The organism is Sphingomonas sp. P4_G3 (assembly GCF_056401105.1).
Genome location: NZ_JBFUJZ010000002.1, coordinates 208,742 through 229,460, shown reverse-complemented (window position 1 = coordinate 229,460; position 20,719 = coordinate 208,742). Strand labels below are relative to the sequence as shown.

Annotated in this window: 16 protein-coding genes and 1 tRNA gene; 13 read left to right on the top strand and 4 right to left on the bottom strand. The window is 63.8% G+C overall.

The window, feature by feature from the left end:
- Nucleotides 1-121: 121 nt before the first annotated feature.
- A complete protein-coding gene (locus tag AC1DQQ_RS06630) occupies nt 122-841 on the top strand; it encodes a response regulator (RefSeq protein WP_478029534.1) in 720 nt (239 codons plus the stop codon).
- The gene (locus AC1DQQ_RS06625) at nt 838-2,217 is read left to right on the top strand and encodes a sensor histidine kinase (protein ID WP_478041789.1); all 1,380 of its coding nucleotides are present in this window, start codon (nt 838-840) and stop codon (nt 2,215-2,217) included. Before AC1DQQ_RS06630 ends, AC1DQQ_RS06625 begins: the two co-directional genes overlap by 4 nt.
- Here the strand turns inward: AC1DQQ_RS06625 and AC1DQQ_RS06620 are convergent.
- Entirely contained in the window at nt 2,201-3,697 is a 1,497-nt protein-coding gene (locus AC1DQQ_RS06620) for an MFS transporter (protein WP_478041790.1), read from the bottom strand. The genes AC1DQQ_RS06625 and AC1DQQ_RS06620 overlap by 17 nt on opposite strands.
- Complete coding sequence (locus AC1DQQ_RS06615) at nt 3,694-4,755, bottom strand: LacI family DNA-binding transcriptional regulator (RefSeq protein ID WP_478041895.1); 1,062 nt, start codon at nt 4,753-4,755, stop codon at nt 3,694-3,696. Before AC1DQQ_RS06615 ends, AC1DQQ_RS06620 begins: the two co-directional genes overlap by 4 nt.
- 568 nt (nt 4,756-5,323) lie before the next feature.
- On the opposite strand from AC1DQQ_RS06615, the gene AC1DQQ_RS06610 reads away from it, so the two are divergent.
- From AC1DQQ_RS06610 to AC1DQQ_RS06565, 10 genes are all read left to right on the top strand, one after another.
- The gene (locus AC1DQQ_RS06610) at nt 5,324-8,029 is read left to right on the top strand and encodes a TonB-dependent receptor (protein WP_478044649.1); all 2,706 of its coding nucleotides are present in this window, start codon (nt 5,324-5,326) and stop codon (nt 8,027-8,029) included.
- 59 nt (nt 8,030-8,088) lie between these two features.
- Nucleotides 8,089-9,606 carry a tryptophan halogenase family protein gene (locus AC1DQQ_RS06605; protein WP_478044647.1) on the top strand — a complete coding sequence of 506 codons (1,518 nt, stop codon included), beginning with the start codon at nt 8,089-8,091 and terminating at the stop codon, nt 9,604-9,606.
- Nucleotides 9,603-11,438, top strand: a complete 1,836-nt coding sequence (locus AC1DQQ_RS06600; protein ID WP_478044645.1) for an alpha-amylase family glycosyl hydrolase — start codon at nt 9,603-9,605, stop codon at nt 11,436-11,438. Before AC1DQQ_RS06605 ends, AC1DQQ_RS06600 begins: the two co-directional genes overlap by 4 nt.
- Nucleotides 11,435-13,054: an alpha-glucosidase gene (locus tag AC1DQQ_RS06595; protein WP_478044644.1), complete on the top strand. Its 1,620-nt coding sequence runs from the start codon at nt 11,435-11,437 to the stop codon at nt 13,052-13,054. Before AC1DQQ_RS06600 ends, AC1DQQ_RS06595 begins: the two co-directional genes overlap by 4 nt.
- Before the next feature lie 638 nt (nt 13,055-13,692).
- Nucleotides 13,693-14,349, top strand: coding sequence for a hypothetical protein (locus AC1DQQ_RS06590; protein ID WP_478029322.1), 657 nt, complete (start codon nt 13,693-13,695; stop codon nt 14,347-14,349).
- Between the two features lie 47 nt (nt 14,350-14,396).
- Nucleotides 14,397-15,059 carry a hypothetical protein gene (locus AC1DQQ_RS06585; RefSeq protein ID WP_478029323.1) on the top strand — a complete coding sequence of 221 codons (663 nt, stop codon included), beginning with the start codon at nt 14,397-14,399 and terminating at the stop codon, nt 15,057-15,059.
- A 61-nt stretch (nt 15,060-15,120) separates the two neighbouring features.
- Nucleotides 15,121-15,555 (top strand): MauE/DoxX family redox-associated membrane protein, encoded by a 435-nt coding sequence (locus tag AC1DQQ_RS06580; protein WP_478041794.1) that lies wholly within the window; start codon nt 15,121-15,123, stop codon nt 15,553-15,555.
- On the top strand, nt 15,552-16,574 hold the full coding sequence (locus tag AC1DQQ_RS06575; protein ID WP_478043655.1) for a hypothetical protein: 1,023 nt from the start codon (nt 15,552-15,554) through the stop codon (nt 16,572-16,574). Before AC1DQQ_RS06580 ends, AC1DQQ_RS06575 begins: the two co-directional genes overlap by 4 nt.
- Nucleotides 16,571-17,422 (top strand): glycosyltransferase family protein, encoded by an 852-nt coding sequence (locus AC1DQQ_RS06570; RefSeq protein ID WP_478044642.1) that lies wholly within the window; start codon nt 16,571-16,573, stop codon nt 17,420-17,422. Before AC1DQQ_RS06575 ends, AC1DQQ_RS06570 begins: the two co-directional genes overlap by 4 nt.
- A gap of 1 nt (nt 17,423) precedes the next feature.
- Entirely contained in the window at nt 17,424-18,143 is a 720-nt protein-coding gene (locus AC1DQQ_RS06565; RefSeq protein WP_478044641.1) for a class I SAM-dependent methyltransferase, read from the top strand.
- A 123-nt stretch (nt 18,144-18,266) separates the two neighbouring features.
- Here AC1DQQ_RS06565 and AC1DQQ_RS06560 read toward each other — a convergent pair.
- Nucleotides 18,267-18,351 (bottom strand) — tRNA-Leu (locus tag AC1DQQ_RS06560).
- Between the two features lie 249 nt (nt 18,352-18,600).
- Nucleotides 18,601-19,677 (bottom strand): aldo/keto reductase, encoded by a 1,077-nt coding sequence (locus AC1DQQ_RS06555; RefSeq protein WP_478044640.1) that lies wholly within the window; start codon nt 19,675-19,677, stop codon nt 18,601-18,603.
- Nucleotides 19,678-19,793: 116 nt separating this feature from the next.
- Here AC1DQQ_RS06555 and AC1DQQ_RS06550 point away from each other — a divergent pair, with 116 nt between their 5' ends.
- Nucleotides 19,794-20,690, top strand: a complete 897-nt coding sequence (locus AC1DQQ_RS06550) for a LysR family transcriptional regulator (protein ID WP_478044639.1) — start codon at nt 19,794-19,796, stop codon at nt 20,688-20,690.
- Nucleotides 20,691-20,719: the final 29 nt, after the last annotated feature.

The window sequence follows — 20,719 nt, the reverse complement described above, 5'->3', positions numbered from 1 at the left end:
ATATGCCCAGGCTGCCGGGCGGGTGCCCCTCCTCACCCGCCCGGCCCTCCACCCTTTCCTCATTGGGCCTTTTCGCCATCAGGGCTTTTCAGGGGGACGATTGATGCTTAGCGAAGTGCCGATGGGCGGCATTCCCCACATTCTTCTGGTCGACGACGAGCGCTCGATCCGTGAACCGCTCGCCCAGTATCTGACCAAGCAGGGCTTTCGCGTCACCCAGGCTGGCGATGCCGAAAGCGCGCGCACGCGGATGGCGGCCTATGCCATCGACCTGGTCATCCTCGACATCATGATGCCGGGCGAGGACGGGTTGAGCCTGTGTCGCCATATCCGCGCGACCGGCGATATTCCCGTGGTCCTGTTGACCGCCAAGAGCGAGGAGACCGACCGCATCGTCGGGCTCGAAATGGGTGCCGACGATTATGTCGTCAAACCCTTCTCGCCTCGCGAACTGGCGACGCGCGCCCGCGTCATCCTCCGCCGCGCAGCCGGCAGCGGTGCACGTCAGCACGCGCCCGAAAGCGGATCCTACGCCTTTGCCGGCTGGGTATTGAAGTCCGGCGAACGCGCGCTGGTCGATCGCGAAGGCGTGTCGGTGCCGTTGTCGACCGGCGAATATAATCTGCTGCTGGCGCTGGTGCTGCGCCCGCGCCAGGTCCTCACGCGCGACCAGTTGCTCGATCTGACCCAGGGGCGCGAGGCGATGGCGTTCGATCGCGCAATCGACAATCAGGTCAGCCGGTTGCGGCGCAAGATCGAGCCCGATCCCAAGAACCCGACCGTGATCAAGACGGTATGGGGCGGCGGCTACACGCTTGCCGCGGAAGTCACGCGACTATGAGGTTGTGGCCGCGCAATCTCCCGGGCCAGATGGCGGTACTGGTCGCCATCGCCTTGTTCACTGCGCAAGCCGTCAATTTCGGGCTGAGCTTGCGTGATCGCCAGGCATTCCGGCTTGAACAGACGGTGGGCCCCGTCGCGGCACGGATCGTCGACGCGTCGCAGGGCCCCCGCAACCGGCATGACCAGCCGCTCGACATCGCGGCCGCCCCTCCGGTCGGCGACGAGACGCCTTGGGACCGGTTCCGCTCGCGCCCCTGGCCGTCCAATCCGGTCGAAGGCGGGCTGCGGCGGCGACCCGATATCGAGGAAGCGTTGCGCGCGCGCCTCAACGAGGCGGGAGTTCCGGTTGGCCAGATAGTGACAGGAATCCGTCCGCTGCGGTCCGACGACCCACGTTTCGGCAAGATGTCGCGCGTCCGGGCGCAGCGCTATCGCTTCGTACGGCACGAGCTATTGATCGCCGTTGAACAACCCAAGGTCGGCTGGTGGGCGGCCTCGGTGCCCTGGCAGGATTCGGAATGGCCGTTCCTGTCGCGGCTAATCGGCCAGACATTGGTACTCTACGCGATTGTGTTGCTGCCGGTGTTGCTGGCGACGCGTCGTATCGCCCAGCCGCTGAGGTCGCTGGCCAAGGCGGCGCAGCGTTTCCATCCCGGCGAAGCCGATGGCCCGATCGCCGAGAGCGGGCCGCATGACGTCCGCACGCTGATCAGCGCGTTCAACGACCTGCGCACGCGCGTGAGCGCGATGCTCGAGGAAAAGGACCGCATGCTGGGCGCGATCGGACACGATCTGCGCACGCCGCTGGCCGCGCTCCGCGTCCGCATCGAATCGGTCGAGGATGACGACGACCGCGCGCGCATGGCGGACACGATCGACGAGATGAATCGCACACTCGACGACATCCTGTCGCTGGCGCGGTTGGGGCGGCCGAGCGAGCAGGCGACCGAAGTCGACCTCGCCGCTTTGGTCGATGCGGTGGTCGAGGATTTCCGCGACCTCGGCATGCCGGTCGAGTTCACCGAGGTCGAACGGTTGACGATGCATTTGCGGCCATCGCTGATGCGGCGCGCGATCCGCAATTTGATCGAGAACGCAGTCAAATATGGTGGCGGCGCCGAGGTGTTCCTGCGATCCGACGCCAAGGCGGTCGAGATCGTGGTGTGCGACAAGGGCCCGGGCATCCCGCCCGATCGCATCCCCGAGGTGTTCGAGGCGTTCACGCGGATCGAGGGATCGCGCAACAAGGAAACCGGCGGCATCGGCCTTGGCCTGGCGCTGGCCCGGGCGATCGTCCGCGAGGCGCGCGGCGACATCCGGCTGGAAAACCGCGCCGAAGGCGGCCTCGCGGCGACGATCACGCTGCCGCGTTAGGCTCCGCGCCCGTCTTCACCCGCAGCATCGACGCCGCCGCGAGTACCAGCACGATCGCACCGCACGCCATCGTCCAGACCGGCTCGGTCGGAAAGAAAGTGCGGATGATCGCGCCCATCACCGTCGCGACCAGCAGCTGCGGCAGCACGATGAAGAAGTTGAAGATACCCATGTAGATACCGAGTTTGTGCTGCGGCAGCACGCCGGCGAGGATGACGTAGGGCATCGTCAGGATCGACGCCCAGGTGAAGCCGATCCCGATCATCGGCAGCAGCAACAATTGCTGATCGCGAATGACCAGCAGCGAGGCGAAGCTGACGGCGCCGATCAACAGGCACAGCATATGAGTCTTCTGCGCCCCGATCCGCTTGGCCAGCAACGGCAATACGAACGCGGCGAGCGCAGCGACACCGTTATAGACCGAGAACAGCACCCCGACCCAATCGGCGCCGTCGTTATACGCCTTCGCCGTCGTGTCGGTGGAATGGAACACATACTGCGCCACCACCGGCGTGGTGTAGATCCACATGATGAACAGCGCGACCCAGGAGAAGAACTGGACCAGCGCCAGCCGCTTCATCTGGTCGGGCATCCGCGACAGATCGCTCATGATCTGCACCAGCGCGCTATCGCCGCCACCGCGCACCATCATCGCGGCGATCAGGCCAAGAATGCCGAACGCCGCGAGCGCCCCACCAAGCACGTAGAGATCGCGCTCGAGCGCGAACCGCCAGACGCCCGCGACGACCACCAAGCCGGCCAGCAACCACCACCAACCGCCACGCGGAGCGATCGGCGTTTCATGCTCTGCCCCGGCGTCGACCGCATCGAAACCACGCATCTGTTCGGGCGAATATTCGCGCGTCGTCAGCACGGTCCACAACACCGCCGCGAAGATCATCACCGCGCCCAGATAGAAAGCGTAGCGGACCGAAGATGGAATCTCCCCCGCCGCCGCCACATTGCTGACGCCCAACTTCGCCATCGCGAATGGCGCAAGGCTGCCGATCACCGCGCCCGCACCGATGAAGCCTGTTTGGAACGCATAGCCTGCGGTCCGCTGCGACGGCGCGACCATGTCGCCGACGAACGCACGGAATGGCTCCATCGACACGTTGATCGAGGCATCGAGCATCCACAGCAACAAAGCCGCGGCGAGCAAGGTCGTCGCATTCGGCATGCCGAGTAGCGCAAGCGCTGCCAGCACCGCGCCTACCAGGAAATAAGGTCGCCGACGCCCGAACCGCCCCCAGGTCCGATCGCTGAAATGGCCGATCAGCGGCTGCACGACCAACCCGGTGACCGGCGCCGCTATCGCCAACAGCGCCAGGCTGCCGACATCGCTACCCAGGGTCTGGAAAATACGACTGATGTTCGCATTCTGCAGCCCGAACGCGATCTGAATGCCGAAAAAGCCGAACGAAATGTTCCACAGCCCGCGCCAGGTCTGGCGCGGCTTCTCCGCCGAAAGTGTGCTCATGCCCGGGGCGCCGTCGAGCGTCGAACGACCAACCGTGGCGGCAGCATCGCCGCCTCGACCGGCTGCGCGCGAATCTGGCGCAGCAGGGTATCGACCAACATCGCGCCCGCCTTGGCGTAATCCTGCGCGATCGTGGTCAGCGGCGGATGCGACAAGCTCGCCGCCGGAATATCGTCGAAGCCGACGATCGACACGTCGCCCGGCACGCTGAGCCCTGCTCCCTCGAATGCCCGCATCGCGCCGATCGCGATGAGGTCGCTGCCCGCGAAGACCGCATCGAACGCGACGCCGCGCCGCAACAGCTCGATCGCCGCTTCGTACCCCGACGCCTCGGTGGTGATCGCGTCGACCTGAAGCGCCGGATCGGGGTCGATCCCCGCTTCGAGCATTGCCGAACACGCGCCACGATAGCGATCGGCGAGTTCGGGCGAATGGCTCGACACCTGTCCAAGGAAGGCGATCCGGCGGCGCCCCAGCCCGATCAGATGCGCGCCCGCATCGCGCCCGCCGCGCACATTGTCGCAGCCGATCGTCGTCCCCGGTTGACCGGTCTGGACCGACCCCCAGCGCACGAAATGCGTGCCTTGCGCCTCGAGTTGTTCGAGCCGCGCGCGATACGTTTCGTAATCGCCATAGCCGAGCAGGATGATGCCGTCGGCCTTGTGGCTGTCCTCATAATCGACATGCCAGTTGGACGAGAGCTGCTGGAACGAGGTGAGCAGGTCATAGCCGCGCAGCGCACAGGTTCGCGCGATCGACCCCAGCATGGAGAGGAAGAACGGATTGATCAGCGAATCGTCGGGGGTCGGATCCTCGAAGAACAACAGCGCCAGCGTGTTGGTATGGCGGCTGCGCAGCGAGGAGGCGTTCTTGTCGACCTTGTAATTGAGCTGCGCCGCGATCGCCTCGATCCGCTTGCGCGTCGCTTCGCTGACCGTCGGATCGCCACGCAGCGCGCGCGACACGGTCGGTTGGGATACGCCCGCGCGTTGCGCGATATCGAAGGACGTCGGTTTGTCGGTTAGCATCGCCCGACGGCTTCTCCCGCTGCCGGCCATCGCCTGCGGCCGGTTGGGCGCGAGTGTAGCGGGCAGCGCGGCGGCGCGATAGAGCCCGCGCGCATAACGAGTGTCCGGCAAATCGTCCCTCCCCAACCGCCCTCTGTCCTGGGGCGATCGTTGGAGCCTAGGCGAGCGGCGCGAGGGTCGGAACGCCATCACATACGTATTCAGCCGGCAGTGTCGGTGCGCGTGGGACCGCGCGGAGAAACGTCGGCCGCGATGAGGTAAGCCCTCTCCCGCCTGCGGGAGAGGGAGGGGCCCGCCGCCATCAGGCGGTGGGAGGGTGAGGGTCTTCTTCTTCTGTTTTCGACGTACGCCTGGAAGAAGAAAGAAGACCCTCACCCAACCCTCTCCCGCTTGCGGGAGAGGGCTATAGAAAGGGAGGCCAGAACCTGATCCTCAGCGATGCAGCGGGGCAACACCGCCTTATGCATAATCCTGAATACGTATGTGGCCAACTTGGCCCCATCCCCGCTGCAACATAAGCGCAGCATATCTGCACGCGCCATGTGGGCCGCGTTGATGCCGCCAGCCAAATATGGTGCGGCCGCAAGGGGAGGAATTGATGACTGCTTTCCGTTCGAACCGTCGTACCCAGCTTGCCGTGCGCGCAAGCGGCATCGCGCTTGCCGGCGCGCTGACGGTGATCGCGTCGCCGGCACTCGCGCAGACGGCGCCCACCGCGGCGGCTCCGCAGGCCGACGAACAGGCAAACGCCGACACGTCGCAGGATATCGTCGTCAGCGGCTTTCGGGCCGCGCTGGCCAGCGCGACCGCGAAGAAGCGGAATTCCGAACAGATCGTCGAATCGGTGTCGTCGGAAGACATCGGCAAGCTGCCCGATAACGGCATCGGCGAGTCGATCGCGCGCCTGCCCGGTATCTCCGCGCAGCGCAGCGCCGGACGCGCCAATATCATCTCGATCCGTGGTTTCGGCCCGGATTTCTCGACCACGACGCTGAACGGCCGCCAACAGACCACGACCAATGACAGCCGTGCGGTCGAATTCGATCAATATCCGTCGGAAGTCCTGGCGGGCGTCGACGTCTACAAGTCCTCGGAAGCGGATCTCACCGCCGGCGGCCTGGTCGGCAGCATCAACCTGCGCACCATCCGCCCGCTCGACGTCAGCAAGCGCATCCTCGCGGTCGGCGCGCGCGGCACCTATGTCGATCAGAAGCTGCAGCCGGGAACGAGTGACCTGGGCTATCGGGTCTATGGCACATTCGTCGACAAATTCGCCGACGATCGGATCGGTATCGCGCTGTCGGCCGCTTACACCGACGAGCCTTATCAGACGCGCGACTGGAACGCCTGGGGATACGGCGCTTACGGGCCGAACCAATATGGCATGAACGGAGTCAAGACCTGGTCCGAGTCGGACAAGCTGAAGCGCTTCGGGGCCAATGGTACGATCCAGGTGAAGGCAAGCGACGACCTGATGCTGACGGTCGACGGATTCTATTCTCGTTTCGTCGACCGGATCGATCAGCGCGGCATAGAAATGCCGTTCAACTGCGGTGGTGGCTGCGGGCACGATCAAATTCTGAACTACACCGCGGATTCGCGCGGGCTCGTGACGTCGGCGACGATCAAGGGAACGCCGGTCATCGAGAATTACGCGAATGACCGCGTGGCCAGCACCTACTCGCTCGCCGGCAATCTAAAGTGGGACAATGGCGGGTCGACGCGCGCCCTGTTCGACGCGAGCTGGTCGCGCACGGATCGCAGGGACGACCGTCTGGAAACCACCGCCGGTCTCGGCCGCGCATTGCCGAATCCGACGGCGACGGTGAGCTATAAGCTGACCGACAAGGGGCCGGTCTTTACCAGCGACTATAACGGTGCCAGCTCCGCGTTGGTGCTGACCGACGTCGAAGGCTGGTCGGGCACGCCAGTCCAGGCAGGCTACGACAAAATTCGCAAGAGCAAGGACGATCTGATCGAGCTGCGTGGCGAGATCGAGCAGGACGTCGGCAACTTCGTCAAATCGATCAAGGTCGGTGTCGACTATACCTATCGCACCAAGGTGCTGACCCAGGACGAAGCGTTTCTGTCGCCACCGGGTGGCGCGACAACCGCGGCGATCCCGTCGAACCTGATCCTTAGCCCGGTACAGCTGGACAGAGGGTTCGGGCCGATCTTGGCTTACGATCCGCGAACCCTGGTTGCGAACAATGTGCTCGTCTACGTGCCCAATACCTCCGGCGCGTCGCAGGCCTATGACGTGACCGAAGAGGTCTGGACCCCATACGCCATGGCCAATCTGAACGCCGATCTCGGAGCAGTAAAACTCACCGGCAATATCGGCGTGCAGGGAATTCGCACAGCGCTCACGTCGAAGGGTGCGACCAAGCCGACCGTCAGGGATTCCTATTGGATCGTGCTGCCCAGTATGAATCTCAACTTCCGTTTTCCGAACGACTTCGTGATCCGGTTCGCCGCGTCGCAGCAGATCATGCGCCCCCGTATGGATCAGCTGACCAATATCGTGAACTTCGGCATCGATAATACCCGTACGCCACCGATCTATGTCGGCAGCGGCGGCAACGCGCTGTTGCGCCCATATAAGGCGACGGCGTTCGATCTCAACTTCGAGAAATACTTCGGGTCGAAGGGCTATATCGCGCTCCAGACCTTCTACAAGCACATCAATACCTATATTGACCCCAGCGCGTTCGATCTCAACTTCGATTATTCGGGTTTCCCCACTCCCCCCGGCAATGTGCCGTCTTCGCCCATTGGCCAGTTCAGCGGCCCGGTGAATACGCATGGCGGGCACATTTACGGTATCGAGGCCGCCGGCACGCTGCCATTCGACCTGTTCACCAAGGCGCTTTCCGGCTTCGGCCTGACCGGCGGTTTCGGTTATACCGAAACGAAGGTGAAGGACTTTGCCGGTCGGGTCACGGTCATCCCCGGCTATTCGAAATATGTCGGCAATTTGACGGTCTATTACGAAGCCGACGGGTTCAGTCTGCGCGGCAGCATGCGGTATCGCTCCGGCTTCCTCGGCGATTTCTCGCTGTTCAGCGGCGGCCTTGATCGCCAGCAAGTGCTGGCAGAAACCGTCTATGACGCACAGGTCGGCTACGATTTCCCCGCGACATCCGCATTGCATGGGCTCTCGTTGTACGTTCAGGGCCAAAATCTGACCGACACCCGGTCGGCGACGGTCGCCGACGTGAACGGCGCAGCTTTCCCCGGCGCCTGGCTCAAATATCAGACCTATGGCCGCCGCGTCGTCGGAGGCTTCACTTTAAAGTTCTGATACACGAACAGCCTCGCCGGTTCCGGCCGGCGAGGCGCATTCGATGGTGAAGGCCTGACATGACTGAACCCACGTCGCTCGACATCGTCATCGCCGGCGGCGGGACGGCAGGATGGACGGCCGCTGCCATCCTCGCCCGCTTCCTCGGCAATCGCGCGACGATCACCCTGGTCGAATCCGATGCGATCGGCACGGTCGGCGTCGGCGAGGCAACGATCCCGCAGATCCACAATCTGATCATCGGACTGGGGCTCGACCAGGCCGAATTCCTGCGGCGCACCAACGCCACCTTCAAGCTGGGGATCGAGTTCAGCGACTGGCTGCGCCCCGGCCATCGCTACATCCACAGCTTCGGCCAGGTCGGGCGCGGCGTCGGATTGATCCCGTTCCGCCAGCTCTGGCTGCGCGGCCGGCATCTCGGCGTTGCGGGCGATTATGGCGATTACAGCTACAACGTCGCCGCCACGCGGCTGGGGCGGTTCGCTACTACCGAGGGGCGCGACGGCAAGCCGACCGAGCTTGCTTATGCCTATCATTTCGATGCCGCCTTATTCGCGGCAATGCTGCGCGACTATGCCGAGGAACGCGGCGTCCGACGGGTCGAAGGGCTGATCGAACAGGTCGAGCGCGACGCCGAAACGGGCGATATCCGCGCACTGCGGCTCGACCGCGACCGCGAGATCGCAGGTTCGTTCTTCATCGATTGCACCGGTTTCCGCAGCCTGTTGCTCGGCGATGCGCTCGGCGTTCCGTTCGTCGACTGGCGCCGCTTCCTGCCCTGCGACACGGCCTTGGCTGTGCCGAGCGAAACGCGCCCCGAGCTGCGCCCCTACACCCAGTCGATGGCGCGCCCCGCCGGCTGGCAATGGCGCATCCCGCTGCAGCATCGCACCGGCAACGGCCATGTCTTCTGCTCCGACTTCATGTCGGTCGATGAGGCAAGCGAATTGCTGCTCGCCAATGTCGAGGGCAAGGCGCTTGCCGATCCCCGCCCGATCCGATTCACCAGCGGGCATCGGCAGGATTTCTGGTCGCATAATTGCGTCGCTTTGGGCCTTGCCGCGGGCTTTATGGAGCCGCTCGAATCGACCAGCATCCATCTCGTCCAGTCGGGTCTCGGGCGCCTGCTCACTCTGCTGTCGGGCGACTTGTCGAACGTCGCTATCGCGCGCGACACGTTCAACCGCCTGTCGACCATCGAGTGGCAGCGCATCCGCGACTTCATCGTCCTGCATTACATCGCCAACGACCGAATCGGCGAGCCGTTCTGGGATCATTGCCGGGCGATCGAGCTGCCGGCGACGCTGGCGGAAAAGATCGCCCTGTTCCGCGAAGCCGGCGCGTTCGTCCGCGAGGAGGACGAGCTCTTTCTCGACGACAGCTGGGGCCAGGTGATGATCGGCCAGGGCATCATGCCGCGCAGCTGGTCGCCGCTGGCCGACAACGTGCCCGGACAGGATGTCGGTCCGTTCCTCGACACGCTCGCCAAGTCCTATCGCGTCAAGGCGGAGACGCTGCCCAGCCATCGCGACTTCGTCACGTCGATGACGGGCGAGGCTCTGGAGAAACAAACATGATCCGCCGCTCGTTGCTCACCGCCTTGCTCGCGACCGCGCTCGTGCAACCGGCGCTGGCGTCGCCCGGCGCCACTCCCCCACCGGCACCGGGCTCCAACTATCGCGATCGCCTGCCAGAGGACGAAGTGATCTATTTCGTCCTGCCCGACCGGTTCGAGAATGGCGATCCGAAGAACGACACCGGCAGCCTCAAGGGCGATCGGCTCGTCACCGGTTTCGATCCGACCGCCAAGGGCTTCTATCATGGCGGCGACCTCAAGGGCCTGCTCAAGCGGATCGATTACATCCAGGCGCTGGGCGCGACCGCGATCTGGGTTGGGCCGATCTTCAAGAACAAGGCCGTGCAAGGCCCCAAAGGCAACGAATCCGCCGGCTATCACGGCTATTGGATCACCGATTTCACCCAGGTCGACCCGCATTTCGGGACCGACGCCGACTTCAAGGCACTGGTCGACGCGGCACATGCGCGCGGGATGAAGGTCTATATGGACATCATCGCCAACCACACCGCGGACGTGATCAAATATCGCGAGTGCGAAGCGGACAAACCCTGCGCGTACCGCAGCCGTGCCGACTATCCGTACACGCGCAAAGGCGGCGTGAGCGGCCCGGCGATCAATCCCGGCTTCCTGGGCGACGGCGTCGCCACGTCGGAGAATTTCGCCAGGCTAACCGATCCGACCTGGGCCTACACCCCTTACCTCCCCAAGGGGGAGGAGAAGGCCAAGGTTCCGGCCTGGCTCAACGACCCGATCTATTACCATAATCGCGGCGATTCGACCTTCTCGACCGAGGATTCGCAACTCGGCGACTTCTCCGGTCTCGACGATCTGATGACCGAGAATCCGCGCGTGATCGCGGGCATGATCGACATTTTCGGCAAGTGGATCGACGATTTCGGCATCGACGGATATCGCATCGATACCGCGCAGCATGTCGACCCCGCTTTCTGGCGGGCGTTCGTCCCCGCGATGCTCGCCCGGGCCAAGGCGAAGGGCATCCCCAACTTCCACATCTTTGGGGAAGTCTTCACCGGCGACCTCGACGTCGCGCGGCTCGCCGCGCACACCCGCGTCGATAAATTGCCCGCCGTGCTCGACTTCGCGTTCGAACGCGCGGTGGCAGATACCGTCGCGCGCGGCGCGCCGACCAGCGAACTGTTTCACATGTTCTTCGGCGACCCCGCTTATGCGAATGGCGAGGCGACCGCGCGGACATTGCCGACCTTTCTCGGCAATCACGACATGGGCCGCTTCTCGATGTTCGTGAAGGCGGGCATGCCGCAGGCGAGCGACGACGAAGTGCTCAAGCGGGTCATTCTTGGCCATGCCATGTTGCTGACGCTGCGCGGGGTGCCGACGATCTATTATGGCGACGAGCAGGGTTTCGTCAGCAAGGGCAACGACCAGCTGGCGCGCGAGGACATGTTCGCCAGCAAAGTCGCGGTGTATAACGACACCAAACTGCTCGGCACGACCAAGACCACGGCCACTCCGAGCTTCGGCACCGACAATCCCATCTTCAAGGCAATCGCCGACCTCGCCCGTATCCGCACCAGCCACCACGCGCTGACCCGGGGGCGCCAGGTGCCGCGCGCCTGGGGTGACAAGCCTGGTCTGTTCGCGGTGTCGCGGTTCGATCCCGACACCGGCAAGGAAGTGCTGATCGCGTTCAACACCTCCACCGCGCCGCTTAACGCCAACGTGCTGGTCGACGACACATCCACTGCTTTCACCGCGCTGCATGGCGCGTGCGAAGCCAAAGCCGCCGCGCCGGGTAGCCTCAAGGTCAGCCTCGCTCCTCTCGACTTCATCATTTGCGAGGCCCAGTGAACGACGCCGCCCGCTTGCCCTCCGTCCAGACCGCGCGCGAATGGTGGCGTGGGGCGGCGATCTATCAGATCTATCCGCGCAGCTTCGCCGACACCAATGGCGACGGCATCGGCGACTTGCCCGGCATCGCCGCGCATCTCGACCATGTCGCCAGCCTGGGCGTCGACGCGATCTGGCTGTCGCCCTTCTTCACCTCGCCGATGCTTGATTTCGGCTATGACGTGGCCGATTATTGCGACGTCGATCCGATCTTCGGCACGCTGGCCGATTTCGACGCGTTGGTCGCCCGCGCCCATGCGCTGGGGCTCAAGGTGCTGATCGACCAGGTCTATTCGCACAGCAGCGACCGCCACCCCTGGTTCCTGGAAAGCCGCGCCGATCGCACCAACCCCAAGGCGGACTGGTATGTCTGGGCCGATGCCCGGGCCGACGGTTCGCCGCCGAACAATTGGCAGTCGGTGTTCGGCGGCCCCGCCTGGACCTGGAGCGCCTCGCGGCGGCAATATTACATGCACAATTTCCTGCCCGAGCAGCCGCAGCTCCATATGCATTTGCCGGTCGTGCAGGACGCGATGCTCGATGTGGCGAAGTTCTGGCTTGATCGTGGCGTCGATGGCTTCCGCATCGATGCGATCAACTTTTCGATGCACGACCCCGCGTTGACCGATAACCCGCCGGCGCCTCCGGGTCCGCGCACGCGCTCGTTCGATTTCCAGCTCCACGTCCACAATCAGAGCCAACCGGAAATCCCGACATTCCTCGAGCGGCTCCGCGCCTTGCTCGACCGCTACGGCGCGACCTTCACCGTCGCGGAGGTCGGCGGCCCGAGCCCCGAGGCCGAGATGCACGCCTTCACCCAGGGCGATCAGCGCCTCAATTCGGCTTATGGCTTCAATTTCCTCTACGCCGACAGCCTGACGCCCGCTTTGGTGCGCGACGCGCTCGCGCAATGGCCCGATACGCCCGGGACCGGCTGGCCAAGCTGGGCGTTCGAGAATCACGATGCGCCGCGCGCCATCTCGCGCTGGGCCACGCCCGAACATCGCGACGCCTTCGCGCGGATGAAGCTGATGCTGCTCATCTCGCTGCGCGGCAATGTCTTCCTCTACAATGGCGAAGAGCTGGGCCTCACTCAGGTCGACATCCCGTTCGAGGCGCTGCGCGATCCCGAAGCGATCGCCAACTGGCCGCTGACCTTGTCGCGCGACGGCGCGCGCACGCCGATGCCCTGGCGCGCCGACGCCAACGACCATGCCGGGTTCAGTTCGAGCACGCCATGGTTGCCGATTGGCACAGATCATCTGGCGCTGGCGGTCGATCGCCAGAATCAGGATCCGAACTCTTTGCTCAACCTGACGCGCCATCTGCTCGCGTTCCGGCACGCCAGCGAGGCATTGATGCGCGGCGATGCGCGCGTAATCGAAGCGAGCGAGACGATCCTGGCGATCGAACGGTCGGCGGACGACGAGACCATGCTGTGCGTGTTCAACCTGTCACCCCGACCGGCCGAATGGCGCCCTGCCCAACCCGATCGCTGGCATGCCGAGGAAACCGTCGGCCAAGTGACCGACTGGCGATTTGTCGGCTACGCGGCGGTAATCGCGCGGCGGATATAAGCGAGCCGGAGCGACCAACCGCTGCGCGGCCAACAGCAGTTACTAACCGCGGTCGGCCTGACGCCCAAAATAGCGTTTGGCTTCCCAATCACATCGTAATCGCTTGCTTGCTTTGCTTTTTTCGGGCGAGCGACTCGCGGCGCGCAATCATTAGCCGACGCGGACTGTCTCATAAAAAGGGCGCTTCATGCTCAAAATAAAGGGAAATAGGTGATTAACGACATCGGGTCGTGGACAGCAAAAGCGCAGAAGAGTAGATTTCCGGAATACCCCCAAAATAATAATTCGGGTCGCACCGCTGATTTTGGCAGGAGGATGAATTCCTTCATAGCCGAAGGAAGGAGTGTGACAGAATTTATCTTGCCATACGGCGCAACTCGCCGGGTAATCTCTCACCTATCGGGTAGAGCGTCGGCAATATATCAAACTTTCCAACATATCTAGATTGCATGTGAGCATCACACAATCATGATGCTGCGCGCCTTTCTCCGAAAGACGCCCCTGTACGCGTGAATACGACGCATACGAGTCGCCGAACAATTATAATCAGATCGTAATGACGCACTTCGTCTGACGAATTGCGACGGGTTCTCTGCGTCATTGCAAATTTTCAAAAAGTACAATGTCAGGAGAAAGTCATGCCTCAGATAACATTGGCCCAACGACTGAAGAGCTTCAACCTGGACCTAGGCACTGCGAATCCGGCCGACATCGACGTTCCGGCCAACCAGGAGCTGGTGCTGGACGCGTCCAACACCAAGCTCAAGGCGAACCTGAAATATCTGGAGCCGAAGAGCCTCGATGACGTGAAGAAGTGGCTCGGCAATCCAGACGACGCCCTTGCCAAGCCGACGGTTGGTGTCCGCACGATCGCCTCGGCGCTCAGCATCGCGCCATCGCGCTCGGTGGCGACATCAATGCTGCCGTCGGCGATCATTCCGGTCCAGCCCAGCTACACCCAGGCGGAATCGGACGACCTCCACTTGTTGGCAGGCGCCTATGTTTACGGCCACAGCGCGAGCGTCGATGTGAAGCAGAAGCCGGCGCTGGACGCCTGGATCGCCAACCTCAAGGTCAGGATCCCGGTGTTCGTCTTCAACAACATCAACGTGGCCGCGGGCGCGACGCTGCACGTCAATATCAGCGCGCTGTTCGCCAATTACATCACCGTCGAGAATACCGGCCGGATCAAGCTGCGCGGCGGCAGCAAGACCTCGATTCACGCCGCCGGATTCACCGGCAAGGGGCGCCAGATCGTGCTGCACCCGGGCGACGTGATCCGTCGGCCGCACTGACACGAACCACCTTTAGACGATTGCATTTTTCGCGGGAAGGATTTGAAATGGCGTATAATATATTCATCAACGGCGACAATGGCACACCCGGCAGCAACGGGACGCCGGGCCATGACGGCGGCACCGGCGCCGAGGGCCAGAACGCGGTTTGCCATTGGGACGGCGACGACGCCGGCAAGCCTGGCGGCCCTGGCAACGGCGGCACCAACGGTTCGAGCGGGACTAACGGCTTTGCCGGACAGGATGGCGGTTCGCTGACTGTCTCGGTTACCGAGTTCATCACTGGCTTCAACGTCAACGGGCGTGGCGGCAATGGCGGTAATGGCGGCTCGGGCGGCAGTGGCGGGTCCGGCGGCTCAGGTGGCCCAGGCGGCAATGGCAAGGGCTGCGAGGACGACCAGGACGGCGGCATCGGCGGCGATGGCGGCAATGGCGGTCGTGGCGGTGACGGCGGCCGTGGCGGCAATGGCGGCAACGTCGTGATCAGATATTCGGCCGGCATACCGACTCCCGAATATACTGCCGATATGGGCGGCGGTCAGGGCGGCACCGGCGGCACCGCCGGCGGCGGCGGCGCGCCTGGGCCGGGTGGACGTCGCGGCGGCGACAGCAATGCCAACGCGCAAGGGCATCCGGGGAATACGGGTGCGACCGGCATGAATGGCGGGAATGGCGATCTGGGGACCGCCATCCTGTACCAGGTGCCCTGAGGCGGAGCGGACGAGCGATCGGGGACGGCATCACCGTTCCCGATCGCCACCGCGACCAACCATGCCCGATCCGATCACCCTCTTCGCCACATCGATCCGGCTGTGCCTCGGCTTGGTGTTCGTCATGTCGGGGGCATCGAAGCTGCTGCGCCAATCCTCGATCCGCCACGTGATCGCGCAATATCGGCTGCTACCTCACGATGCGGTTGCGCCGGCCGCGCGGGGACTGGCGATCGGCGAGATTGGCGTCGGACTTCTGCTGATGCTGTCGTTCCTGCCGCCGCTCGCCGCGCCGGCGATCGTATCGGCGGCGGCGCTGTTGTGCCTGTTCAGCGTGGCGGTGGCGTCAGCGCTGGTTCGGGGAATCGTCGTTCCTTGCGGATGCTCGCTGATCCTGAACGGCCATGTCGTGACCTGGGCGACCTTCGCCCGCAACCAGGCGCTGCTGGCGTTGCTGCTGGCTGATCGCCTGATCCAATCAGGAGCGGTTTCGTGACGGCATTGGCCCCCTCTTCCCTTTCCCGCGACGATCCACTCGCCGGCTTTATCCGAAGCGCCGCGTTTCTCTCCGGCACGGAAGAGGAGAGGATCGACCGTCTTTCCGCTCGGATCGGCGTTCCGCGCGACCCCGCCGGCTGGCGATCGACGCTGAACAACGACGGTTCGCCGATCCAGATTTGCCTTGGCCTTCGTCCGGACTCCGCGGAACCGAACCTACGCCTCATCGCCGACCCGCATCTCGGCGGACGAGATGCTCGGTTGCGGAGCAGCCAATCCCGACGAGCTCTGGCGCAACTCGACGAATGGCATGCGCCCGACATGGCCAGTCTATGCACGTCCGTACTGGAGCACATGGCCCCCTCTGGATGCGGTATTCCTTATTTGCGCAACGGCGGCGACGCCTGGCTGGCGGCAGGGATAGACGGACGCGGCGTGGCGATCTACGCGACCGCGCGGTGGGGCGATCCCGCATCGCGCTGGGCGCGCGCTTTAGCGTGGCTGGTCGACCTCTCCCCCGCGGCGGCACAAGCGGCCGCGGCGCTGACGGATCTCTCCGAGCACAGCACCCTGATCAGCGTGGGCGTGGAGGGCAGCAGCGCGCGCGACGCACGGGCGAAATTCTACTGGCGGCCCAACGGATCGGCGCCGCTGTCCGAGCTGGGGGTTTCGCTGCTGAGGCACGAGGCGCTCCCCGCGTTTCTATCGGATGCAACCGAGGGGATGGCGACTCCGGTCTCGGCGATCGTCGGCAGTGTCGGCGTGAGCGTCGCGACCGGCGCCCTCGCCGACGTCAAGCTGGACCTTTGCGGCCATTGCGTCCCTCGTAGCCGGACTGACTGGGCGCACCGGATCGAGGGGTATGCGCGACGCCACCGGCTGACCGCGCCGCCATTCTTTGCGCTGGAGCCCGACGCGCCGGTCGAGATCGCCTTTGTCGGACTGGGCATCGACCGCGATTCGCAGCCGCGCCTCAACATCTATCTCAAGCCAATGGTCCCCGGAGGTCACCGATGAGCCTTCCTGTCTCCGATATCGCGATGATCACGTTCAACGACGTACCGGCGATCAACACCAGTCTCAAATACGAAGTGCTGGGCGTGCTCGCCGTTGAGAACCATCGGCAATATTGTTCGCGCCACGGCTATGATTTCATCTCGGAAGTGCCGATCGCGCGCGACCGTCCAGCCTGCTGGGCAAAGATTCCGGCCATCCTGGCGGCGTTCCAGGATCATGAATGGGTGTTATGGGCGGACAGCGACACGCTGATCTTCGACCAGCGGCCGCTCGACCGGTTCCTCGACACCGCGCATGACATGATCGTGCAGTCCCATGACGCGTTCTTCCGCCTGATCGGCGTGCCGATCGAGAGCGGCATGGCGCGGATGCCGATCAATACCGGCGTGTTCCTGATGCGCCGGTCGGCCTGGTCGCGCGGCTTCCTGGAACGGGCCTATGCGCAAACCGGGTTCGTCTCGCACGGCGCCGTATGGGACGGGATCGGCGAGCAGGAAGCGATGATCGCGGTCCTCAATGAAGCGCCGTCGGACCGCGTACGGATCGGCCATGTCGACGGCCTCCAGAACCATCCCCTGCTCTATCGGCCAGGCGACATGTTCGTCCATTTCTACGGCAATCATGCGCGCCATCGCATTCCTTCCGATCAGTCCACCGAGATCGTCTCGCGATGGCGAGACGCAGTGATGCACGGCCACGCATTGCCTCGCGACATTGCCCGCTTTCACTGGTGCTGCATCCAGAATGCCAGTCCCGACGAGCCGATGGTGCGCGGAGACCTCGATCATTTCCTCTACCGGCCGGAAGACATTGTCGGCGCGGCCGCCGAACCTGCGATGGAGTGTTGATATGCCTCAAGCCGCAATCCAGCCGACATCGACTTATCGGGAGCGCGTGCCGGCGCTGTACGGTCCTTCCTATGCCCGTGACTATCCGGAGTTGTATCTGACCGCCTGGCCAGCCAAACATGCGCTGAACCTCGAGGTGCTCGGCAGGTTGCTTGGCGCGCTTGGGCCTGACCCGCGGTGGATCGACATCGCTTGTGGTCAGGGATGGCATTTCTCGCAATTTCCCGGGCAAGCCCGCATGACCGGTCTCGACCTCAGCGAGGCGCAACTGGCGCGCGCTCGCGCCGCGACGCCCGACGCCGACTTCATCTGCGGCGACATGGCGGAGACGCAATTCGCACCGGCGTCGTTCGACCTGCTGACGAATTTTTGGGGCGGTTATTGCTATCTCGCCGACCGCGAGGCGATCGCCGCGTTGTGGCGCCGGGTCGTCGGCTGGATCGCCCCGGGCGGGGCGCTTTATGTCGAATTGCTGCTTGCCGAGGATCTGGCGAGCTTCAACCGGTCGGCCTACGCGGCGAAGACCGGTTTCTCGGTCATGTCACGCGGTTCTGATTTCATCGAATGGGGATATCAAGACAGCGCCGGCATGCACATCATGACCAGCCCGCCGCTCTCAGAAGCGCTCGACATCTTCACGCCGGCATTCCGCAGCGTCGATGTTCACCACGACGGCAGGTTTATGACTCACGTCGCGGCGCAGGGCCGGCTGGGCGAATAGCCGGTGTCCGCTGCGCCGCTTCCGGTTCGAAGATCGTCAGTCTTACCGGCGGCATTATAGCCGCCCTTCCCCAATCCAGGCAGGATCCGTCGCCTGATCGTGCAACCTATGGTAGCTTGAAGATGGTGCGGGCGGTGGGAATCGAACCCACACTCCTCTCGGAACCGGATTTTGAGTCCGGCGCGTCTACCAGTTCCACCACGCCCGCGTGTCGACGAGGCACATCAGGGGCCACTGATCGACGATTTGAGGGTCTATAAGCGAGCGCTTTTGGGATTTCCATACCGGAATTAGCTGTTTCCAATCGTGCGGGCCTGGTTTCATTCCGGCTGCAATGATCTTTGGGCTCGAGGTCAAACAAGCAGCTGGCGTTGAGCTGACAGCCGTCCATCGGTCGTGCGCGCGCCGCGTAGGTGTACAGACGAAGAGGGCGCCCCTCGGGCGCCCTCTTTAAAAATCAGCTTCGCCGGCGGCGCCGCACCTGGGTCTCTCCGAAAATGACCTGCTGGACCATCGGCAGGCGCATCATCACGTGCGGAAAGCCGGGATCGATGGCGCTCACCGCGTCGAGCCGTGCGCGTTGCTCATCGCTGAACTCGACATCGAGCGCACCGAGATTGTCCTCCAGCTGGTGGAGCGTACGGGCACCGATGATCGGCGAGGTGACCGCAGGATTGAGCAGGGTCCAGGCGAGGGCCACCTGTGCGCGCGACCTACCCAGTTCTTCGGCGACCTTGCCGACCTCGTCCGCGATGGTGAGGTTGCGCTCGGTAAGCATGTTGTGCGCGAGCACCACGTTGTGGCGGGTGCCCGTCGGGTTTGCCGACGCCTCGGCTTCGAGGTCCGAGCGCTTGTACTTGCCGGTCAGTACTCCGCCGGCAAGCGGCGACCACGGGATAACCCCCAGCCCCATCTCCTCGGCCATCGGCGCGAGGTCGCGTTCGACGGTGCGCTCGGCGAGACTGTATTCGACCTGCAATGCGACCAGTGGCGACCAGCCGCGAAGATCCGCGATCACTTGCATCCGCGAAACCTGCCAGGCGGGAGTGTCGGAGATCCCGAGATAAAGGACCTTGCCTTGGCGCACGAGGTCGTCGAGCCCGCGCAGGATTTCCTCGACCGGCGTCGTGAAATCCCAGACGTGCAGGTACAGCAAATCGATATAGTCGGTACCGAGTTTCCTGAGGCTCTCCTCGACCGAACGGACCATCGACTTGCGGTGGTTGCCCCCGGCATTGGGGTCGTCCGGTCGGCGGCTCATCGTATATTTGGTGGCGATAACGAGTTGCTCGCGCTTATCGGCCATGAACGTGCCGAGAAGGCGCTCGGATGACCCGCCCGTATACATGCTCGCGGTGTCGATGAAATTCCCCCCGCGATCGACATAGGTATCGAACAGGCGGCGTGCCTCGTCCTCGTCGGCACCCCAGCCCCAGTCGGATCCGAACGTCATCGTGCCCAATGAGAGCGGCGAAACGCGTAAGCCCGAGCGGCCGAGCAAACGGTAGGATTGAAGGGTCAAACTATTGGTCATTGTCCATTCTCCCACGAACGCGGCGATGCGTCCTCGTGCGAGGGGCGATATGGCTCCTGACCAACAGTTAGATTATCCGCTAGAATACACCTTCTCTATTAAGTTGGTGGTGGATAATGCGCGGCACGGATTTTGCGAACCTCAACGCTTTCGCTGCAGTGGCGGAGCATCGCAGTTTCGTCCGCGCAGCGGCGCATCTGGGTATCACGCCCTCGGCGCTCAGCCAGACTATTCGCCAGCTCGAGGAACGGCTTGGCGTTCGCCTGCTCAATCGGACGACGCGAAGCGTGGCTCCGACGACGGCCGGCGAACGCCTCTATCAAAGGCTTCGTCCCGCCGTGGACGAACTCGACGCGGCCGTCGCGGAGGCGGCTTCAACGCGCGAACGTCCGGCGGGCATGTTGCGGATCAACGCGCCGCGAACGGCCGCGATAAGGCTGATCGCGCCCCGATTGGGCCGCTTCCATCGCGACAATCCCGGCGTGATACTCGACGTCACGGTGGACGATGCGCTGACGGACATCGTCGCAGGCCGCTTCGACGCCGGAATCCGGCTTGGCGAGCTGCTCGAGAAGGACATGATCGCGGTGCGCCTGACCGGTGAATTGGAGATGATGGCGGTCGCTTCGCCGGATTATCTCGCGCGTCATGGCACGCCCGAAACCCCGGACGAGCTCCATAACCATGCCTGCCTCAACTGGCGCTGGCCGACCGACGGCAGCCTTTATCGCTGGGAATTCGAAGAAGACGGCAGGGAATTCGAGATTGCGGTGCAAGGGCCGATCATCGCAAACGATATCGAAGTGGTTTTGCAGGCCGCGCTCCAGGGCCTCGGGATCGCCTATGCTTCCCACGAATGGATGGAAGGGTGGCTGAAAGAAGGCAAGTTGGTCCGCGTGCTCGAGCGTTATTCACCTAAATTTCCCGGCGTCTACCTGTACCATCCCAGTCGGCGGCAGCAGCAGCCGGCGTTGCGCGCGTTCATCGACTGCCTGTTGGACCGGCAAGGCTGAGCGTGGCGACGAAGTCGGGCGATGGCAGG

Bases quoted from the DNA above. Each gene is read 5' to 3' on its own strand.
- AC1DQQ_RS06630 (WP_478029534.1), top strand. From the start codon at position 122: ATGGGCGGCATTCCCCACATTCTTCTGGTCGACGACGAGCGCTCGATC.
- AC1DQQ_RS06625 (WP_478041789.1), top strand. From the start codon at position 838: ATGAGGTTGTGGCCGCGCAATCTCCCGGGCCAGATGGCGGTACTGGTC.
- AC1DQQ_RS06620 (WP_478041790.1), bottom strand. From the start codon at position 3,697: ATGAGCACACTTTCGGCGGAGAAGCCGCGCCAGACCTGGCGCGGGCTG.
- AC1DQQ_RS06615 (WP_478041895.1), bottom strand. From the start codon at position 4,755: ATGGCCGGCAGCGGGAGAAGCCGTCGGGCGATGCTAACCGACAAACCG.
- AC1DQQ_RS06610 (WP_478044649.1), top strand. From the start codon at position 5,324: ATGACTGCTTTCCGTTCGAACCGTCGTACCCAGCTTGCCGTGCGCGCA.
- AC1DQQ_RS06605 (WP_478044647.1), top strand. From the start codon at position 8,089: ATGACTGAACCCACGTCGCTCGACATCGTCATCGCCGGCGGCGGGACG.
- AC1DQQ_RS06600 (WP_478044645.1), top strand. From the start codon at position 9,603: ATGATCCGCCGCTCGTTGCTCACCGCCTTGCTCGCGACCGCGCTCGTG.
- AC1DQQ_RS06590 (WP_478029322.1), top strand. From the start codon at position 13,693: ATGCCTCAGATAACATTGGCCCAACGACTGAAGAGCTTCAACCTGGAC.
- AC1DQQ_RS06585 (WP_478029323.1), top strand. From the start codon at position 14,397: ATGGCGTATAATATATTCATCAACGGCGACAATGGCACACCCGGCAGC.
- AC1DQQ_RS06580 (WP_478041794.1), top strand. From the start codon at position 15,121: ATGCCCGATCCGATCACCCTCTTCGCCACATCGATCCGGCTGTGCCTC.
- AC1DQQ_RS06570 (WP_478044642.1), top strand. From the start codon at position 16,571: ATGAGCCTTCCTGTCTCCGATATCGCGATGATCACGTTCAACGACGTA.
- AC1DQQ_RS06565 (WP_478044641.1), top strand. From the start codon at position 17,424: ATGCCTCAAGCCGCAATCCAGCCGACATCGACTTATCGGGAGCGCGTG.
- AC1DQQ_RS06555 (WP_478044640.1), bottom strand. From the start codon at position 19,677: ATGACCAATAGTTTGACCCTTCAATCCTACCGTTTGCTCGGCCGCTCG.
- AC1DQQ_RS06550 (WP_478044639.1), top strand. From the start codon at position 19,794: ATGCGCGGCACGGATTTTGCGAACCTCAACGCTTTCGCTGCAGTGGCG.